At 67.4% G+C, this 14,599-nt stretch carries 12 protein-coding genes; 3 read left to right on the plus strand and 9 right to left on the minus strand.

Annotated features, from left to right (window positions below):
* Positions 1-724: 724 nt before the first annotated feature.
* The 5 genes from HCN08_RS06055 to dnaB all read right to left on the minus strand — a co-directional run bounded on the left by HCN08_RS06055 (position 725) and on the right by dnaB (position 9,011).
* Positions 725-3,319: a TniQ family protein gene (locus HCN08_RS06055; protein WP_167981829.1), complete on the minus strand. Its 2,595-nt coding sequence runs from the start codon at positions 3,317-3,319 to the stop codon at positions 725-727.
* Positions 3,316-4,467 (minus strand): ATP-binding protein, encoded by a 1,152-nt coding sequence (locus HCN08_RS06060; RefSeq protein WP_167981830.1) that lies wholly within the window; start codon positions 4,465-4,467, stop codon positions 3,316-3,318. The genes HCN08_RS06055 and HCN08_RS06060 overlap by 4 nt, the downstream gene beginning before the upstream one ends.
* Complete coding sequence (locus HCN08_RS06065) at positions 4,454-6,610, minus strand: helix-turn-helix domain-containing protein (RefSeq protein WP_167981831.1); 2,157 nt, start codon at positions 6,608-6,610, stop codon at positions 4,454-4,456. Before HCN08_RS06065 ends, HCN08_RS06060 begins: the two co-directional genes overlap by 14 nt.
* Positions 6,607-7,278, minus strand: coding sequence for a TnsA-like heteromeric transposase endonuclease subunit (locus tag HCN08_RS06070; RefSeq protein WP_322974258.1), 672 nt, complete (start codon positions 7,276-7,278; stop codon positions 6,607-6,609). The genes HCN08_RS06065 and HCN08_RS06070 overlap by 4 nt, the downstream gene beginning before the upstream one ends.
* A gap of 278 nt (positions 7,279-7,556) precedes the next feature.
* Positions 7,557-9,011, minus strand: a complete 1,455-nt coding sequence (gene dnaB, locus HCN08_RS06075) for a replicative DNA helicase (RefSeq protein WP_167981832.1) — start codon at positions 9,009-9,011, stop codon at positions 7,557-7,559.
* A gap of 554 nt (positions 9,012-9,565) precedes the next feature.
* On the opposite strand from dnaB, the gene HCN08_RS06080 reads away from it, so the two are divergent.
* Positions 9,566-10,879 carry an MATE family efflux transporter gene (locus HCN08_RS06080; RefSeq protein ID WP_322974282.1) on the plus strand — a complete coding sequence of 438 codons (1,314 nt, stop codon included), beginning with the start codon at positions 9,566-9,568 and terminating at the stop codon, positions 10,877-10,879.
* Between the two features lie 134 nt (positions 10,880-11,013).
* On the opposite strand, the gene rplI is transcribed toward HCN08_RS06080, so the two are convergent.
* The 4 genes from rplI to rpsF form a co-directional block, all read right to left on the minus strand.
* A complete protein-coding gene (gene rplI, locus HCN08_RS06085) occupies positions 11,014-11,463 on the minus strand; it encodes a 50S ribosomal protein L9 (protein WP_167981833.1) in 450 nt (149 codons plus the stop codon).
* Between the two features lie 15 nt (positions 11,464-11,478).
* A complete protein-coding gene (gene rpsR / locus HCN08_RS06090; protein WP_031512678.1) occupies positions 11,479-11,715 on the minus strand; it encodes a 30S ribosomal protein S18 in 237 nt (78 codons plus the stop codon).
* Positions 11,716-11,759: 44 nt separating this feature from the next.
* Complete coding sequence (locus tag HCN08_RS06095; RefSeq protein WP_167981834.1) at positions 11,760-12,353, minus strand: single-stranded DNA-binding protein; 594 nt, start codon at positions 12,351-12,353, stop codon at positions 11,760-11,762.
* A 63-nt stretch (positions 12,354-12,416) separates the two neighbouring features.
* Entirely contained in the window at positions 12,417-12,707 is a 291-nt protein-coding gene (rpsF, locus tag HCN08_RS06100; RefSeq protein WP_167981835.1) for a 30S ribosomal protein S6, read from the minus strand.
* Positions 12,708-12,977: 270 nt separating this feature from the next.
* Between rpsF and HCN08_RS06105 the strand changes: the two genes are divergently transcribed.
* Entirely contained in the window at positions 12,978-13,286 is a 309-nt protein-coding gene (locus HCN08_RS06105) for a hypothetical protein (RefSeq protein ID WP_167981836.1), read from the plus strand.
* 141 nt (positions 13,287-13,427) lie between these two features.
* The gene (locus tag HCN08_RS06110) at positions 13,428-14,570 is read left to right on the plus strand and encodes a lipid II:glycine glycyltransferase FemX (protein ID WP_167981837.1); all 1,143 of its coding nucleotides are present in this window, start codon (positions 13,428-13,430) and stop codon (positions 14,568-14,570) included.
* Positions 14,571-14,599 lie beyond the last annotated feature (29 nt).

A 14,599-nucleotide genomic window follows, 5' to 3' on the forward strand; every position in this document is an offset into this window, starting at 1 on the left:
GGCGTCCGGCCGCGGGCACTGCTATATAGCCGTTACGGAGGGAGTCAGGCTCCTCTGATGAGAGTAGTTTCCTGATTCTATCGATCTGCTGCGCGGCATCGTCGCCACCCATCAGCCCTCCCGTAACAAATCTTGACCGACCTTGGCCGTGGCCACGCTCAACCCGCCAGCCACTCCGCTGCACGTTCATCTACTGGCTCCGTCGAACACCTCAGGCCAGCTATCCATTCTGGCGCTTGCAGCCGCACTAGGTGCCGTAGCCAGCACCGGTTGAAGAACGGTACCTGAACTATGACACGAGGGACTCCCTTCTTGCGACGCATTATTTCTACGGATGGCCAGATGCTTGCGCCTGTCTATATCTGTTGCGTTTGTGGCTTGCGGGGTTTGCTGGCACCTCTCGACCGCCAAGGGTCCGGGGCTGACGATCAGACGACGCGTGCTGCCCGCACTCCTGCCCTTTCCACAAGTGAGGTCTTTGAGCATCCGTCCGCGGACGGGCAGCCAGTCGCGATCGATCGCGTCGAGGCGAATGGAATTCCTTGAGCCGTCGGAAAAGGATGCGGACGTATTCCCGCCGACTCTGGCACTGCAGGTTTGAGATGGTCGTACAGCACTTTTAGATCCTCGATTCCAACGCCTCCGGATGATCCCTGGCCAGCGGGTTCCGCTGTCGTCCCACTCCGTGTCCGGCGGTTACCTAACCGCTGGCGTTTCCATTCCCTCAGCCGCTGCAGCGATACAGGCTCGAAGCGTTGATCGTGGCCGATACGTCGAGAACAACAAGTCCTATAGGGGTGGGGCGGAGCGATTCGCCCCTGTGGGGGCGGATGTAGAGCGGGGCTCCCAGGTCCTTTTCCAGTCGGGCGATCTGATCGGATAGGACTGCTTGTCGAATGCCCAGATGGAAGGCAGCTTCGGTGATGGTGCGGTGCTCCATCGCATGCCGAAAGCGTTGTAGGCGCCCCCACCCGCGGCGATCTGTGAGAGCGGGTTTAAGGAACGGAGGCAGTGCGTCGAGTCCAGCTGGGCTCACGATGTGATGTCCGCCGCGGGGGCGGAGTTCGATGCCCATGGCTCGGGCGCGCCGGCCCAGGTGCGTGTCACTCATGCCAAGTTCGGCGGCGATGCTGGCCAACGATCGAGCCTGTCGGAGGTACTGATCGCGGAGCCACTGCTCGTCGATGTGGTTCGCCCGAGGCGATTTGCGGCTGGTGAGGAGGCCGGCGTGGTCTAGCCGTTCGCTAATGAGGACCTTGGGCAGACCGGTCTCTGCGGCGATCTTCTTAATGGGCTTCCGGGACTCGACGTACTCATGTCGGAGGAACTCGTCGGTCAGTAGGTTCTGTGCTCGATGCCGGCTTTGTGCGGCTGCGAGCCGGGAACGTCGAGCGAGGGGTTTGGTTGGGTCGATCCACGACCCGCGGCCGTTGGAAGGCCAGGGAACGTCGGGCGGATGCTCTTCGAAGCAGTGCCGAAGGGATTCCAGGGTGACGCCCATCTGTTTCGCTGCGGCTGCGGGTGCTTGATCATCGATACAGATCAGGCGGTGTGCCTTTTGGATGTTCACCTGTTGACCGGGTAGAGAAAGGTCTGCTGTGAGGCCAGCTGGGGGCTCCCAGGTCGGGGGTTCATCGATGCTCAGGTCCCGCAGGTAGGCGCTGGCGTGGTCATCGAGGGCTCGCAGCAGTGCTGCGGTGATCCGAAACGGGATCTCTGCGAGGGCGGCCGCCTCCGTGTTGGTCTTGATCTGAAGGGGCGCTGATGCCTGCCGGAGATTATTGCCGGTGATGCGCTGGTAGAGGTAGCGACGCATGGTCAGCAACCGCATGTCGTGTCCCGGGTGGATTCCGGTGTTCGCGCAGATGGTCATCCAAGCGTCGGCGGGCAGGAGCCCGCTCCCGTCCAGTTTGCGACGCCGCCCGTAGTCGATAGGAATGGGACAGGTGTCCAGGTGTTCGGCGATCTCGCAGAGCGCGGTGAAGACGCTGCCGTGACCCTGCTGAGCCAGTTCGGCGAGCATGTAGTGGATGTCGATCTTCCGATTGTGGTGCAACATGCCGATCAGCGGGTCGAAGCGGCGTTTGGACCATCCAGGCAGCAGCAAAGCGACGGCCAAGGCCCCGCGAAACTTGTTGACGTGCCGGACGCCGGTGGTCGGCATGAGGCGGGCTGTCCAGCCTCGCCAGAGTAGCTGCGGGATTCGAGCAACTCGTGCGGTAATGCGCGGATCGTCCTTCTCTGGCGGACACGGACGGCTCGTGCAACTGCGATAGCGGAGCCGTTCAACGGTTTCTAGACGCGGATCCATTGCCCGCCAGATCAGCTGCTGCAGGCCGCTGGAGTGGGTTTTCCAGCGCTTGTTGACGTCTCCGGGTGGCATCAAGTCCAGTCGCTCGCCGTCACGCTCGATGAGGGCTCGGACGGCGGCGATGTTGTCTTGGCTGGAGCCATCCTGCAGGAACTGAACCGCGCGGGTCAGACCGCCGGCGGTCACGGCTGCGGAGGCGGGCGAGAACCGGCCGTCACCGGAGTACTCCTGACAGGCTCGTTCGATGTGGTGGCCGAGGCCGTGGAAGTCGCCGGGCCGGGCCCCGCGCAGTGTCCAACCGGCCAGAGCACGAAGGTCGTTGAAGAAGGAGCGAGGTTCGAGTTGCCCGTCAGGTTGTCCGCTCTCGACCTGGGACAACAGGTCGTTAATGCATTCCTGAGCGGCCAGGACCGGACTACCGCTGGAGATCGGGGTGGTAGGGGTCAGGGTGAGGTCTGCCTGGCAGAAGGGGCCAGATCGCTCCAGCGACCTGGAGCACTGGTGGGGCGGAATTGCGCGGTAAAGCGTGACCCGGCCGTGCCGGGCGCGCTGCCCGCAGGCAGGACAGGCGTGGGCCAACAGGGTGCGGTGGCGCACGCATGCGAAACTCCAGGGTAGGCGCCAACGCACCTGCCAGCGGCCGTCTTGCTCACGAAGACACTCAGGGCAGAAGCGTGAGCCGGCGCGACCCCACAGCTGCATGCGGTTCACCGACCGGCGCTCGGCGTGGAGGACGACGGCGTGTCCGTCGTACTGGCGCAGGGTCATCGTGTGCAACTGCTTGGCAGGGACCCCGCTGGCGGCAGCGGCCCGCCTTGCCTCTTCCGGCTGAAGGTAGATCGTGTGGTCGGGGATCTCGCCACCGCGTCGGTGGTGGAGGCCCAGCGAGACAAGGATCTCGCGAAAATCGACCCTGTTGCGATGGGCCAGTGCCTCCAGCCAGGAGTCCAGGGACTCGCCGGGACGCGGGACGACGCGGATCGGCAGTGTCCGCAGAATCTCTGTCATGCGGTTGTGCGGGACGGGATCTTGAGACGGCTGGTCAGTTTGCCGGTCTCGAAGGCCAACTGCAGCTCCCGACGGGCCTTCTCGGAAGCAGCATCGTTCTTGACACCGCTCAGCAGGGCTTCGTCCAGCCGCTCGGTGCCAGTGCGTACGGCTCTTTGACAGCCGCGGTTGATCAGCGTCATGAGCGATCCGATGTGTCCGGTGCTGCGGGCGAAGAGGTAGTCGGACAGGCCGTCCACGATCATGCCGGGGTGCTTGTTCGCGAGGAGGACGCGTTCCTCGATCGCGAGGAGGGTGTCACGCCATCCGCGGCGCCCTTGGTCGGTCTTGATGTCGAACGGTTCCATCCCCAGCCGGGTCGTGCGGCGTCCAGTCTGAGCCAGGACCCCGTCCTCGTAGGTTGATCCCTCGCTGAACAGTCCCCGCTTCTCCAAGCCGACTCCGACCATCAAGAGGGTCACGGGGAATTCGTTGGCAATGTATTTGAAGTGGTTGCTGACCTCGATCCCGTTCTGGTTCCGCCACTTCAGAAAGTGCAGGTCGTCGACGATCAGCAGCTTCGTCTCCGCAGACAGGACGCAGTCAAGAGCGCGGTAGCCGAAGTCGGCCGTGGTGCCACGGTGACGGCCGGGGTGCCCGAAGTACTCCAAGATGGCCCGGTTGAAGTCACGCATCCCGGTGTTACTGGTCAAGCCGACGCGGCAGACGGGCCAGCGCTCATGTCCGTCGTCGGTGTACTTGCCTTCCTCTCGGATGATGCGGCGGTGGAGCTTGCGGGCGAACGCGAGCACGGCAGTGGTCTTGCCCAGCCCGGGAAAGGCATCGAGGGCGATCCCTCCCTTGACCTTGTCGCCGTCCTGGTCGTTGCTGTCAAAGATGTCCCAGAGATCTTCGTGCAGGACCTCCATCTGCGGGGTTCCGAGCGGGCCGAGGTTCGCATGCCATTTGCGGCGCGCGCGGTTGTACTCAGCCAGCGCTTCCTCGCCCAGCTTTTTCAGCTGCCGGTGGGACAGGAACTCCGGACGGACCCGGCGCGGGGTGTCCGCGAGGCGAGCGAAGCCTTCCTTGCGGGACAGCGTGAGGTGATCAAGCCGAGCGCGCAGATCGTCTTCCTCTGCCTGGGGGCGGGCTGGCTTACTCATCGTCATCGACGTCCTTCAAAGCGGTGGCGTAGAAGTCGAGTTCCTCTTCCAGCTCCTCCAGGCCGTCAGCGTCGTCATCGCCCGCTTCCAGCTCCTGGACCTGGCCGGTCTCGATCACCAGCGGCAACGGCTGTTCGGGAAGGGACAGCACGCGGGCGACCGACGGCAGCGAACTGACAGCGTCAGCTCGCGGTTCGGGAAGGTCCAAGGCAGCCTGTTCACGGGAGAGCCGCAGGGCCATCCGACGTTCGACCAGGGAAGTACCCAGGCCAAGGTTCCACCGCTTCAGCAGCATGGCGATGGCGAGCCGGTCGTCGGGATAGGTGTACTCCTTCGCCGCCAGGCGTCGGGCGAACTGAAGCGCTTCGTCGCTCAGCGGCATGTCCAGGCTGGGTGAGTGCTCCCACTCAAGGGTGTGCCAGATGCGTTCGTGGTCCCGGAAGTGGATCCGGGTGGCGTCGTCGGGATCGGCGAAGAACTCCAGGCGCCGCTTGTCCAGGCCGAGGTCGGAGCCGGCCATGTCGCGCAGCCCATCGAGACAGGGACCGTTGTAGCGGCGGCCGTTGATCTCGACGCCGTAGGGCTGGACCGTGCGCATCGTGACGTCGAGGAACTCGAAGGCAAGATTCGGGTCACGGGGCACCTCAATGTAGCCCGCCCGCGCGAGACCGTGCTCGAACATCCTCGCCGGGGACACTTCCACCTTCGGCAGGTGGGGGTCGAGCAGCCCCTCATGCGGTGTGCGGTGGTAGTCCACCGCGACCCACTCGCGGATGATCGCCTCAAGCTCGTGGTGGAAGAAGAAGGCGTCCTTCTCCGGGTTCAAACCACGCGAGTGGATGTTGGGCCCCTTGTAGCCCGGCAGACGCTGCAGCAGGTCTTCCCGCAAGGTCCGGAAGAACCGCTCCACCGGGCCTTTATCCCGGCCCGTGCGCAGCCTCGCCGGCTGCACCGAGATCCCCATCCGGTGACAGACGCTGGTCAGATGCGCCGACAGGTAGATCTTGCCGTGGTCGACGATCAGCGTCTCCGGCGCAATCTTCGGCCCCCAGACCCCGGTGACGGGCCCGTGGACGGCCTCGGCCTCCACCAGCACTCCGCGGGGAATCCCGTGCTCGGGCCAGGCCGCGTCCCTCGGCCAGCTCTCCGGCACCGGCTGAGGACGGTATGCCTGATAGAGCACGGCTGCCGCGTCGATGGCCTTCGTCGACACCGGAGTCACGCGCAGACCGATGATGCAGCGGGTGTACCAATCCATCGCCACGGTCAGCTCTGCCTGCATCCACCGCAGCGTCACCGGGTCCAGGGCGAACACGTCCAACCGCGTCGTGTCCATCAACACGTACTCGCCCGGCCGTGTGGGCCGCAGCTTCCCGTAAACCCCCCTCGGCCGGGCTGCGATGTCCCGATTGCGCTGGGTACTGAGCCGGAAAGTCGGATAGCGCCGCTCCAACTCCTTCATCCACCGATAGCCCGACGCCTGCGATGGCACCGGCACCTTGACCAGCTTGAACTTCGTCTTGACGCGGGCCTCTACCTCCTCCAGCACTACCTTCACCGATGGCCGCGACTTTTCCTCGTACTCCTTCAGCACCTCCACCGCCGCCTCGACCCAACGCTGATCAGCACCGCCAAGTCCGCCGTCCGCCTGCACAGGCTTCGGCACCAGTCCTGCCTCGCCCAGCTCACGGAACGCGCGTGCCCACCGGCGCACTGTTCGCTCGGTCACCCCCAGTTCTGCGGCCTTGGCCGCATACCGGGCCAGCAGGGGCAAGGCTGGGGCGTACTGAGGGCGCGGCTCATCCGCCCGCGCAAGATCTTCGCTGCCGGAACGGTAGCCCGTCACCATCTCCCGGACGTGCTCGGCACGTTCCAGAACCTCCTTCCTCTCATGCTCGGCCAGCCGGTTCAGCACCACGGCCGCAAGATCTTCGTCATCGACGGAAGACGGACCAGATCTGTCGTGGATCAGTTCGGCACGATCCGAGGTCAGCAGCTCACTCACCGAAATCCGGGCCAGCCGGTCGCGCCCATCCCTGAGGATGACCTCCATGCCCGTGGCCAGGATGGCAAAATCCACGACCTTGACCGTCTCACCGTCCAGGCGGAAATGCGTCCCCACTCCCAGTTTCGTCCCTGCCCCGCTCATGCAGCCCTCCGCAACACGTGCCCTGCACTCAGCGGCCGGTCCAAGGCGGTCGTCACATGCCCGGACCACAGCAGGTGCAGCACCGCCGACTTCACCAGGGGACGAGGACAATCAGGCAGCAGTCGGAAGGCATCACCCAGCAACATCCCATCCAGACCCGCAGCCCGTAAGGCGCCGACCAGGTCGGGGTCGAACAGCCACTCGCGCCGATAGCCCGCGAGAAACCGGATGTTCTCCAGCACGGCTGGCTCCGCCTCGCTCCACACCTCGTACTGCCATCCCCGCGAAGTGACTGCCTCCCGTGTCCAGGAGAACGTGAAGGCAACCTCCGGCTTCTTCAACCGGTGACGAGGCTTGACGTCCACGACCAGCGGACCGTCATCCGTCAGCAGCAGGTAGTCCGGGATGTGCTTGCAGACCTTGCCATCGATGTCGGCCTTGAGCAGGAACGGCTGAGCGACAATGTGCCGCACCTCCGAGGCAAAGTCGGCGAACAGCAACCGACCCAGCTCCAGCCGGGACTCGTAGATCACATGATCGCCCACGGTCGCCGACCAGTACGTGCCCGAGTAGTGCTGCTGCCCCTTGTGCCAGCGAAACGTCCGCCACGGTCGGGCCTCACGCAGCAGTCCGAGCGGCACCGACTGCCACTCCAAGTCCTCCGCCACGGATGCATCACTGCGCCGGACGCTCAGCCAAACGGGCGTGGCAACCCCTGTACTCATCGGACCGACCCCATGTCTTCCGGAGCAGCCTCGCTGGCCGCCGAACGCTGGGGTCCTGCCCTAGGCACACACGCGGATGCGACCGGAGACAGTCATGTACACAAAGAGGGGAATCACTCGATCAAGAAGCATGATTCTCACCTCCATGTCCTATTGGACGCGCGGTGGACATTCCCAGTGAGAAATGGACACGCGATCTGAGAACCTACAACAGGCGCGCGTCAGGTCTGGGCCATGTCCACGAAGCGGGAGTAGTGGCCCTGGAAGGCGACGGTGATGGTGGCCGTCGGGCCGTTGCGGTGCTTGGCGACGATCAGGTCGGCCTCGCCGGCGCGCGGGGACTCCTTCTCGTAGGCGTCCTCGCGGTGCAGCAGGATCACCATGTCCGCGTCCTGCTCGATGGAGCCGGACTCACGCAGGTCGGACACCATCGGCTTCTTGTCGGTGCGCTGCTCGGGCCCACGGTTGAGCTGGGAGAGCGCGATGACCGGGACCTCCAGCTCCTTGGCCAGCAGCTTGAGGTTCCGGGACATGTCCGAGACCTCCTGCTGCCGGCTCTCCGGCCGCCGCGACCCGCCGGACTGCATGAGCTGCAGATAGTCGATGACGACCAGCCGCAGATCGTTGCGCTGCTTGAGCCGCCGGCACTTCGCCCGGATCTCCATCATCGACAGGTTCGGCGAGTCGTCGATATACAGCGGCGCCTCGGTGACGTCCGACATCCGCCGCGCGACCTTCGTCCAGTCGTCATCGGTCATCGTCCCGGACCGCATGTGATGCAGCGCGACCCGCGCCTCCGCCGACAGCAGCCGCATCGCGATCTCGTTGCGCCCCATCTCCAGCGAGAAGATGACGCTGGGCATCTTGTTGGCGATGGAGCAGGTCCGGGCAAAATCCAGCGCCAGCGTAGATTTGCCCATGGCCGGGCGGGCGGCGATGACGATCATTTGGCCCGGGTGGAGGCCGTTGGTGAGGGAGTCGAGGTCGGTGAAGCCGGTGGGGACGCCGGACATCTGGCCGCTGCGGGAGCCGATCGCCTCGATCTCGTCGAGGGCGCCCTCCATGATGTCGCCGAGGGGGAGGTAGTCCTCGGAGGTGCGCTGTTCGGTGACGGCGTAGATCTCGGCCTGGGCGTTGTTGACGATATCGTCGACGTCGCCGTCGGCGGCGTAGCCCATCTGGGTGATGCGGGTGCCGGCTTCGACGAGGCGGCGCAGGACCGCCCGTTCGTGGACGATCTCGGCGTAGAACTCGGCGTTGGCGGCGGTGGGGACGGCGTTGACGAGGGTGTGGAGGTAGGGGGCGCCGCCGACCCGGGCGATCTCGCCGCGCTTGGTGAGTTCGGCGGCGGTGGTGATGGGGTCGGCGGGTTCGCCGCGCGCGTAGAGGTCGAGGATCGCGGAGTAGATCGTCTCGTGGGCCGGGCGGTAGAAGTCCGCGCCCTTGAGGACCTCGACGACATCGGCGATGGCGTCCTTGGACAGCAGCATGCCGCCGAGCACGGACTGCTCGGCGTCGAGGTCCTGCGGGGGGACCCGCTCGAAGCCGGTGCCGCCCTCGGAGTAGCGGCCCTCGTCCGGGGCGGACTTCTTGCGGAAGGGGGCGACGCCGGAGGAGGGGCCCTGGCGGTCGCCGGGCGGGAGGTCGGCCCACTGGTCGCCGACGGGTTGTGTCACCCCCGCCCACCTCCTCCCGGCCGGCCGGTGCGGCCGGACCCCCGCTGCGGGCCACTCTTTCATGGCGCCGCGGACGTTCCTCGAACCACCCGTCGGCGCCGAGCGCACGCCAGGGGAGGGGTCCACGGTAGGGCGCGCGGCGGCCCAGACCAAGGCGGTTATCCACAGGGGGTGTGGACGACCGCGGGATACCTGTGGAGAACTGCCCCCAACCTGTGTACAGCCCTTGGGACAGCGCTGTGGACAAGCCGCGCCGCCCGGTTATCCACAGGGTCTGACCTGGTCTTTCTTCATCCATAGGCTGTGCAGGAGAAAAAGTTTTCCGCCGATGCCAAGATCGCCACAAACGACGCGGAGGAGATCACGCTACGCAGTCGCCCGTAATAGTCCCTCACGGCTCTTGCCTCTTACTTGTGGACGATTAAGCTGTGCTTGTGAATCCCGCCGTCGAGCCCCCGGACACCCGCGCACCCGGCAGCGCTTCCGGCACCGCACCCGGAGCCGCCCCCGGCCCCCGCCGCAGCCGTACGGCCCGCCGCCGGCACGACCGGGAGATCGTCGCCCTCGCGCTGCCCGCCTTCGGCGCGCTCGTCGCCGAACCCCTCTTCGTCATGGTCGACAGCGCCGTCGTCGGCCACCTCGGCACCGCCCAGCTGGCCGGCCTCGGCGTCGCCGCCACCCTGCTCACCACCGCCGTCGGCATCTTCGTCTTCCTCGCCTACGCCACCACCGCCGCGGTCGCCCGCCGGATCGGCGCCGGCGACCCGGCCGCCGCACTGCGGCAGGGCGTGGACGGCATCTGGCTCGCCCTGCTACTGGGCGCCGCGGTCATCGCCGCCGTGCTGCCCGCCGCGCCCGCCCTCGTCGACCTCTTCGGCGCCTCCGGCACCGCCGCCCCGTACGCCGTCAGCTATCTGCGGATCAGCTCGCTCGGCATCCCCGGCATGCTCGTGGTGCTGGCCGCCACCGGTGTGCTGCGCGGCCTCCAGGACACCCGCACCCCGCTCTACGTCGCCGTCGCCGGCTTCACCGCCAACGCCGGGCTCAACGCCGGGCTCGTCTACGGCGCCGGCCTCGGCATCGCCGGCTCCGCCTGGGGCACGGTCATCGCCCAGACCGGCATGGCCGCGGTCTACCTGCGGGTCGTGGTCCGCGGCATCCGCCGGCAGCACGCCACGGCGACAACCGGCGCCCCCTGGTGGACGGCGCTGCGCCCCGACGCCGCCGGCATACGCGCCTGCGCCCGCGCCGGCCTCCCGCTCCTGGTGCGTACCGTCAGCCTGCGCGGTGTGCTGATGATCGCCACCGCGGTCGCCGCCCGGCTGGGGGACACCGCGATCGCCGCCCACCAGGTCACCCTCACCGTCTGGTCGCTGCTGGCCTTCGCGCTGGACGCGATCGCGATCGCCGGGCAGGCCATCATCGGCCGCTACCTGGGCGCGGACGACGCCGAGGGCGCCAAGGCGGCCTGCCGCCGGATGATCGAGTGGGGCGTGGCGTGCGGTGTCGCCCTGGGGGTGCTGCTGGTGCTGGCCCGGCCGCTGGTCGGGCCGCTGTTCAGCTCCGACCCGGCCGTACAGCACGCGCTGACCGCCGCGCTGCTGGTGGTGGCGCTCACGCAGCCGGTCGCCGGGGTGGTCTTCGTCCTGGACGGCGTGCTGATGGGCGCCGGCGACGGCCCGTACCTGGCCTGGTCGATGCTGGTGACGCTGGCGGTCTTCGCCCCGGCCGCCTTCGCCGTACCGGCCCTGGGCGCGGGGCTGACGGCGCTGTGGTGGGCCATGGGGCTGATGATGCTGACCCGCCTGGCCGCCCTGTGGCTGCGGGCCCGCTCGGGCCGCTGGATCGTGACCGGCGCCGCCCGCTGAGCACGCCCGCTCCGGGCAGCACGAAGGGCCGGGCACCCCCGCGGGGATGCCCGGCCCTCGGCGCTTACGTGCGCTTACGTGCAGGCACGCGACGGCCAGCCGCGCAACGGCCGGCCACGTACCGTCCAGGCGCGTTACGCCGCGACGACCTCGAGCTCGAGGACGGCCTCGACCTCGGGGTGCAGCCGCACCGACACCTTGTGCGCGCCGAGCGTCTTGATCGGCGCGACGACCTCGACCCGGCGCTTGTCGACGGCCGGGCCACCGGCGGCCTTGATCGCCGTGGCGATGTCGGCCGGGGTGATGGAGCCGAACAGCCGGCCCGTGTCACCGGCGCGGGTGCTCAGCTTGACCTTGACGGCCTCCAGCTGGCCCTTGACCACGTTCGCGTCGTCCAGCGAGTGGATCTCGCGGATACGGCGGGCGCGGCGGATCTGCTCGACGTCCTTCTCGCCACCCTTGGTCCACGCGATGGCGAAGCCCCGCGGGATCAGGTAGTTGCGGGCGTAGCCCGGCTTGACGTCGACGATGTCGCCGGCGGCACCGAGGCCGCTGACCTCGTTGGTAAGGATGATCTTGGACATTGCGGTCATCCTTCCTTAGCGCGCGGTCGACGTGTACGGCAGCAGCGCCATCTCACGGCTGTTCTTCACAGCCGTGGCGACGTCACGCTGGTGCTGCGTGCAGTTGCCGGTGACGCGGCGGGCACGGATCTTGCCGCGGTCGGAAATGAACTTCCGCAGCATGTTGGTGTCCTTGTAGTCCACGTACACGGTCTTGTCCTTGCAGAACGCGCAGACCTTCTTCTTCGGCTTGCGCGGAGGCGGCTTCGCCATGGTGTTTCTCCTATGCGATCAACAAGTGTGTGAGGGGTCCGCCCTTAGAAGGGCGGCTCGTCCGAGTAGCCGCCGCCGTTGCCGCCGGAGCCGCCGCCCCAGCCGCCACCGCCGCCACCGCCGCCCTGCTGGCCGCCGCCGGCCGGTGCGCTGGTGGCCCAGGGGTCGTCGGCGGGAGCCCCGCCGCCGCCGGGGCCGCCGCCCCAGCCGCCGCCCTGCTGGCCGCCACCGCCACCGCCGCCGTAGCCGCCCTGCTGGCCCCGGCCGCCACCGCCGCTGGTCTTGGTGACCTTGGCCGTGGCGCTCCGCAGGCTGGCGCCGACCTCGTCGACGTCCAGCTCGTAGACCGTCCGCTTGACGCCCTCGCGGTCGTCGTACGACCGCTGCTTGAGGCGGCCCTGCACGATGACGCGCATGCCGCGCTGCAGGGACTCCGCGACGTTCTCCGCCGCCTGACGCCAGACCGAGCAGGTCAGGAACAGGCTCTCGCCGTCCTTCCACTCATTGGTCTGCCGGTCGAAGGTGCGGGGAGTGGACGCGACGCGGAACTTCGCGACCGCCGCACCGGACGGGGTGAAGCGCAGCTCGGGGTCGTCGACAAGATTGCCGACGACCGTGATGACGGTCTCGCCTGCCATGGGGTGACCTCTCGACTGGCTCTGGGCAGTGCTGGTAACTGCTGCTCGGACTGTCCGGTACTGCTAGTGCAGTTCCGGACGCAGGACCTTGGTCCGCAGCACCGACTCGTTCAGGTTGAGCTGGCGGTCCAGCTCCTTGACGACATCAGGCGTGGCCTTGAGGTCGACGACCGAGTAGATGCCCTCGGGCTTCTTGTTGATCTCATAAGCGAGACGACGACGGCCCCAGGTGTCGACCTTCTCCACGCTGCCGCCGCCGTTGCGGACGACGGACAGGAAGGACTCGATCAGCGGGGCGACGGCGCGCTCCTCCAGATCGGGGTCGAGGATGAGCATGAGCTCGTAGTGACGCATAGTGGAACCCACCTCCTTCGGACTCAGGCGGCCACGGCGTTTCCGTGGCAGGAGGGTTTCTATCTGCGTCGCAACGGTAGCGCGGGCCACTGACAGTCGAGGGCGATCCCCCGGACTGCCCCAGCGGGCCCGGCGCAGACACCGGTGCAGACGGTACACACTACCTGGCTCCGCCTCCCGGGTTGAAATCCGCCCCCTTATGGCCGCAATCTGTACACATCGGGTGTGGCACGCGCCACAGCGTGCCACGGCTCCGAAACGGAGGTACTGATGGCACAGCACGCGGCAGGACCCCACCGCCTCACCTTCAACACCGACGGCCGACGCCATCCCCTGGTCAACTCGCTCGCGATCGTCACGCTGGTCCTCGGCGGCATCGCGGCGATCTCGTCCATCTGGTCCAACCTGCATCTGCTGAGTTCCTGGACCGGTCTGGTCGGCATCTTCACCGGCGGCTTCGGCCAGTTCATCTCGGTCACCACGGCCGAGCGCTTCGCCCTGATCATCGGACTGGGCGCGTCCGCCGTCGGCTTCTACATCGGCGTGGCGCACGGCGGCCTGACCGGCGGGCTCTGGTAGCGCGCCGGGCGCCCCGCACGCGCGCCGCGGCGGGCTGTGGAAAGCCGCGCCGTTGTCCACAGGGCTGGTGGGGCCGCTCCCCCTGAGCAGTAGGCTTCGGGCCAAGTAACCCCGAAGTCGTGAGCATGGGGAGCGCCCCGCATGAGCCTGACCCTGAGGACCATCAGCCGAGAGCAGCACCTGGCCTACATCCAGAGCCTGCCCTCGGCGAGCCACTGCCAGGTCCCCGCATGGGCCGACGTCAAGTCCGAGTGGCGGTCGGAGAGCCTGGGCTGGTTCGACGAGCAGCCGGGCCAGCTGTCCAAGGGCGGCGGCCGGATGGTCGGCGCCGGCCTGGTGCTCTACCGGCAGCTGCCCAAGGTGAAGCGGTATCTCGCCTACCTGCCCGAGGGCCCGGTCATCAACTGGTACGCGCCCAACCTGGACGAGTGGCTGCAGCCGATGCTCAAGCACCTCAAGGCCCAGGGCGCCTTCAGCGTGAAGATGGGCCCGCCGGTGATCATCCGCCGGTGGGAGGCGAACACCATCAAGGCCGGCATCGCCGACCCCGACATCAAGCGGCTGCGGGACGTCGAGGCGGACTTCATCGAGCCGCGCGCCTTCGAGGTGGCCGAGCGGCTGCGCCGGATGGGCTGGCAGCAGGGCGAGGACGGCGGCGCCGGCTTTGGTGACGTGCAGCCGCGCTACGTCTACCAGGTCCCGCTGGAGAACCGCTCGCTCGACGACATCCTGAAGAACTTCAACCAGCTGTGGCGCCGCAACATCAAGAAGGCCGAGAAGGCCGGCGTCCAGGTCATCCAGGGCGGGTACGACGACCTGCCGACGTGGCAGCAGCTGTACGAGATCACCGCGGAGCGCGACCACTTCCGCCCGCGCCCGCTGTCGTACTTCCAGCGCATGTGGACCAAGCTCAACGCCGAGGACCCCAACCGGATGCGGCTGTACCTGGCGCTGCACGAGGGCGAGGCGGTCGCCGCGGCCACCATGCTCACCGTCGGGCGGCACGTCTGGTATTCGTACGGCGCCTCCGCCAACCACAAGCGCGAGGTCCGGCCGTCCAACGCGATGCAGTGGCGGATGCTGCGGGACGCCTACGCGATGGGCGCGAGCGTCTACGATCTGCGCGGAATCAGTGATTCCCTGGACGAGACCGACCACCTGTTCGGCCTGATCCAGTTCAAGGTGGGCACCGGCGGCCAGGCCGCCGAATACCTGGGCGAGTGGGACTACCCGCTCAACAAGCTGCTCCACAAGGCACTCGACATCTACATGTCGCGCCGCTGACCGGCCGACGCTCGACAGGAAGGTCCTCC

Origin of the sequence: Actinacidiphila epipremni (assembly GCF_012034175.1) — a bacterium.
Taxonomy (GTDB): domain Bacteria; phylum Actinomycetota; class Actinomycetes; order Streptomycetales; family Streptomycetaceae; genus Actinacidiphila; species Actinacidiphila epipremni.

Excerpts from the sequence above, each read along its gene's own strand:
- HCN08_RS06055 (WP_167981829.1), bottom strand. The coding sequence starts at position 3,319 with ATGACAGAGATTCTGCGGACACTGCCGATCCGCGTCGTCCCGCGTCCC.
- HCN08_RS06060 (WP_167981830.1), bottom strand. The coding sequence starts at position 4,467 with ATGACGATGAGTAAGCCAGCCCGCCCCCAGGCAGAGGAAGACGATCTG.
- HCN08_RS06065 (WP_167981831.1), bottom strand. The coding sequence starts at position 6,610 with ATGAGCGGGGCAGGGACGAAACTGGGAGTGGGGACGCATTTCCGCCTG.
- rplI (WP_167981833.1), bottom strand. The coding sequence starts at position 11,463 with ATGTCCAAGATCATCCTTACCAACGAGGTCAGCGGCCTCGGTGCCGCC.
- rpsR (WP_031512678.1), bottom strand. The coding sequence starts at position 11,715 with ATGGCGAAGCCGCCTCCGCGCAAGCCGAAGAAGAAGGTCTGCGCGTTC.
- HCN08_RS06095 (WP_167981834.1), bottom strand. The coding sequence starts at position 12,353 with ATGGCAGGCGAGACCGTCATCACGGTCGTCGGCAATCTTGTCGACGAC.
- rpsF (WP_167981835.1), bottom strand. The coding sequence starts at position 12,707 with ATGCGTCACTACGAGCTCATGCTCATCCTCGACCCCGATCTGGAGGAG.
- HCN08_RS06105 (WP_167981836.1), top strand. The coding sequence starts at position 12,978 with ATGGCACAGCACGCGGCAGGACCCCACCGCCTCACCTTCAACACCGAC.
- HCN08_RS06110 (WP_167981837.1), top strand. The coding sequence starts at position 13,428 with ATGAGCCTGACCCTGAGGACCATCAGCCGAGAGCAGCACCTGGCCTAC.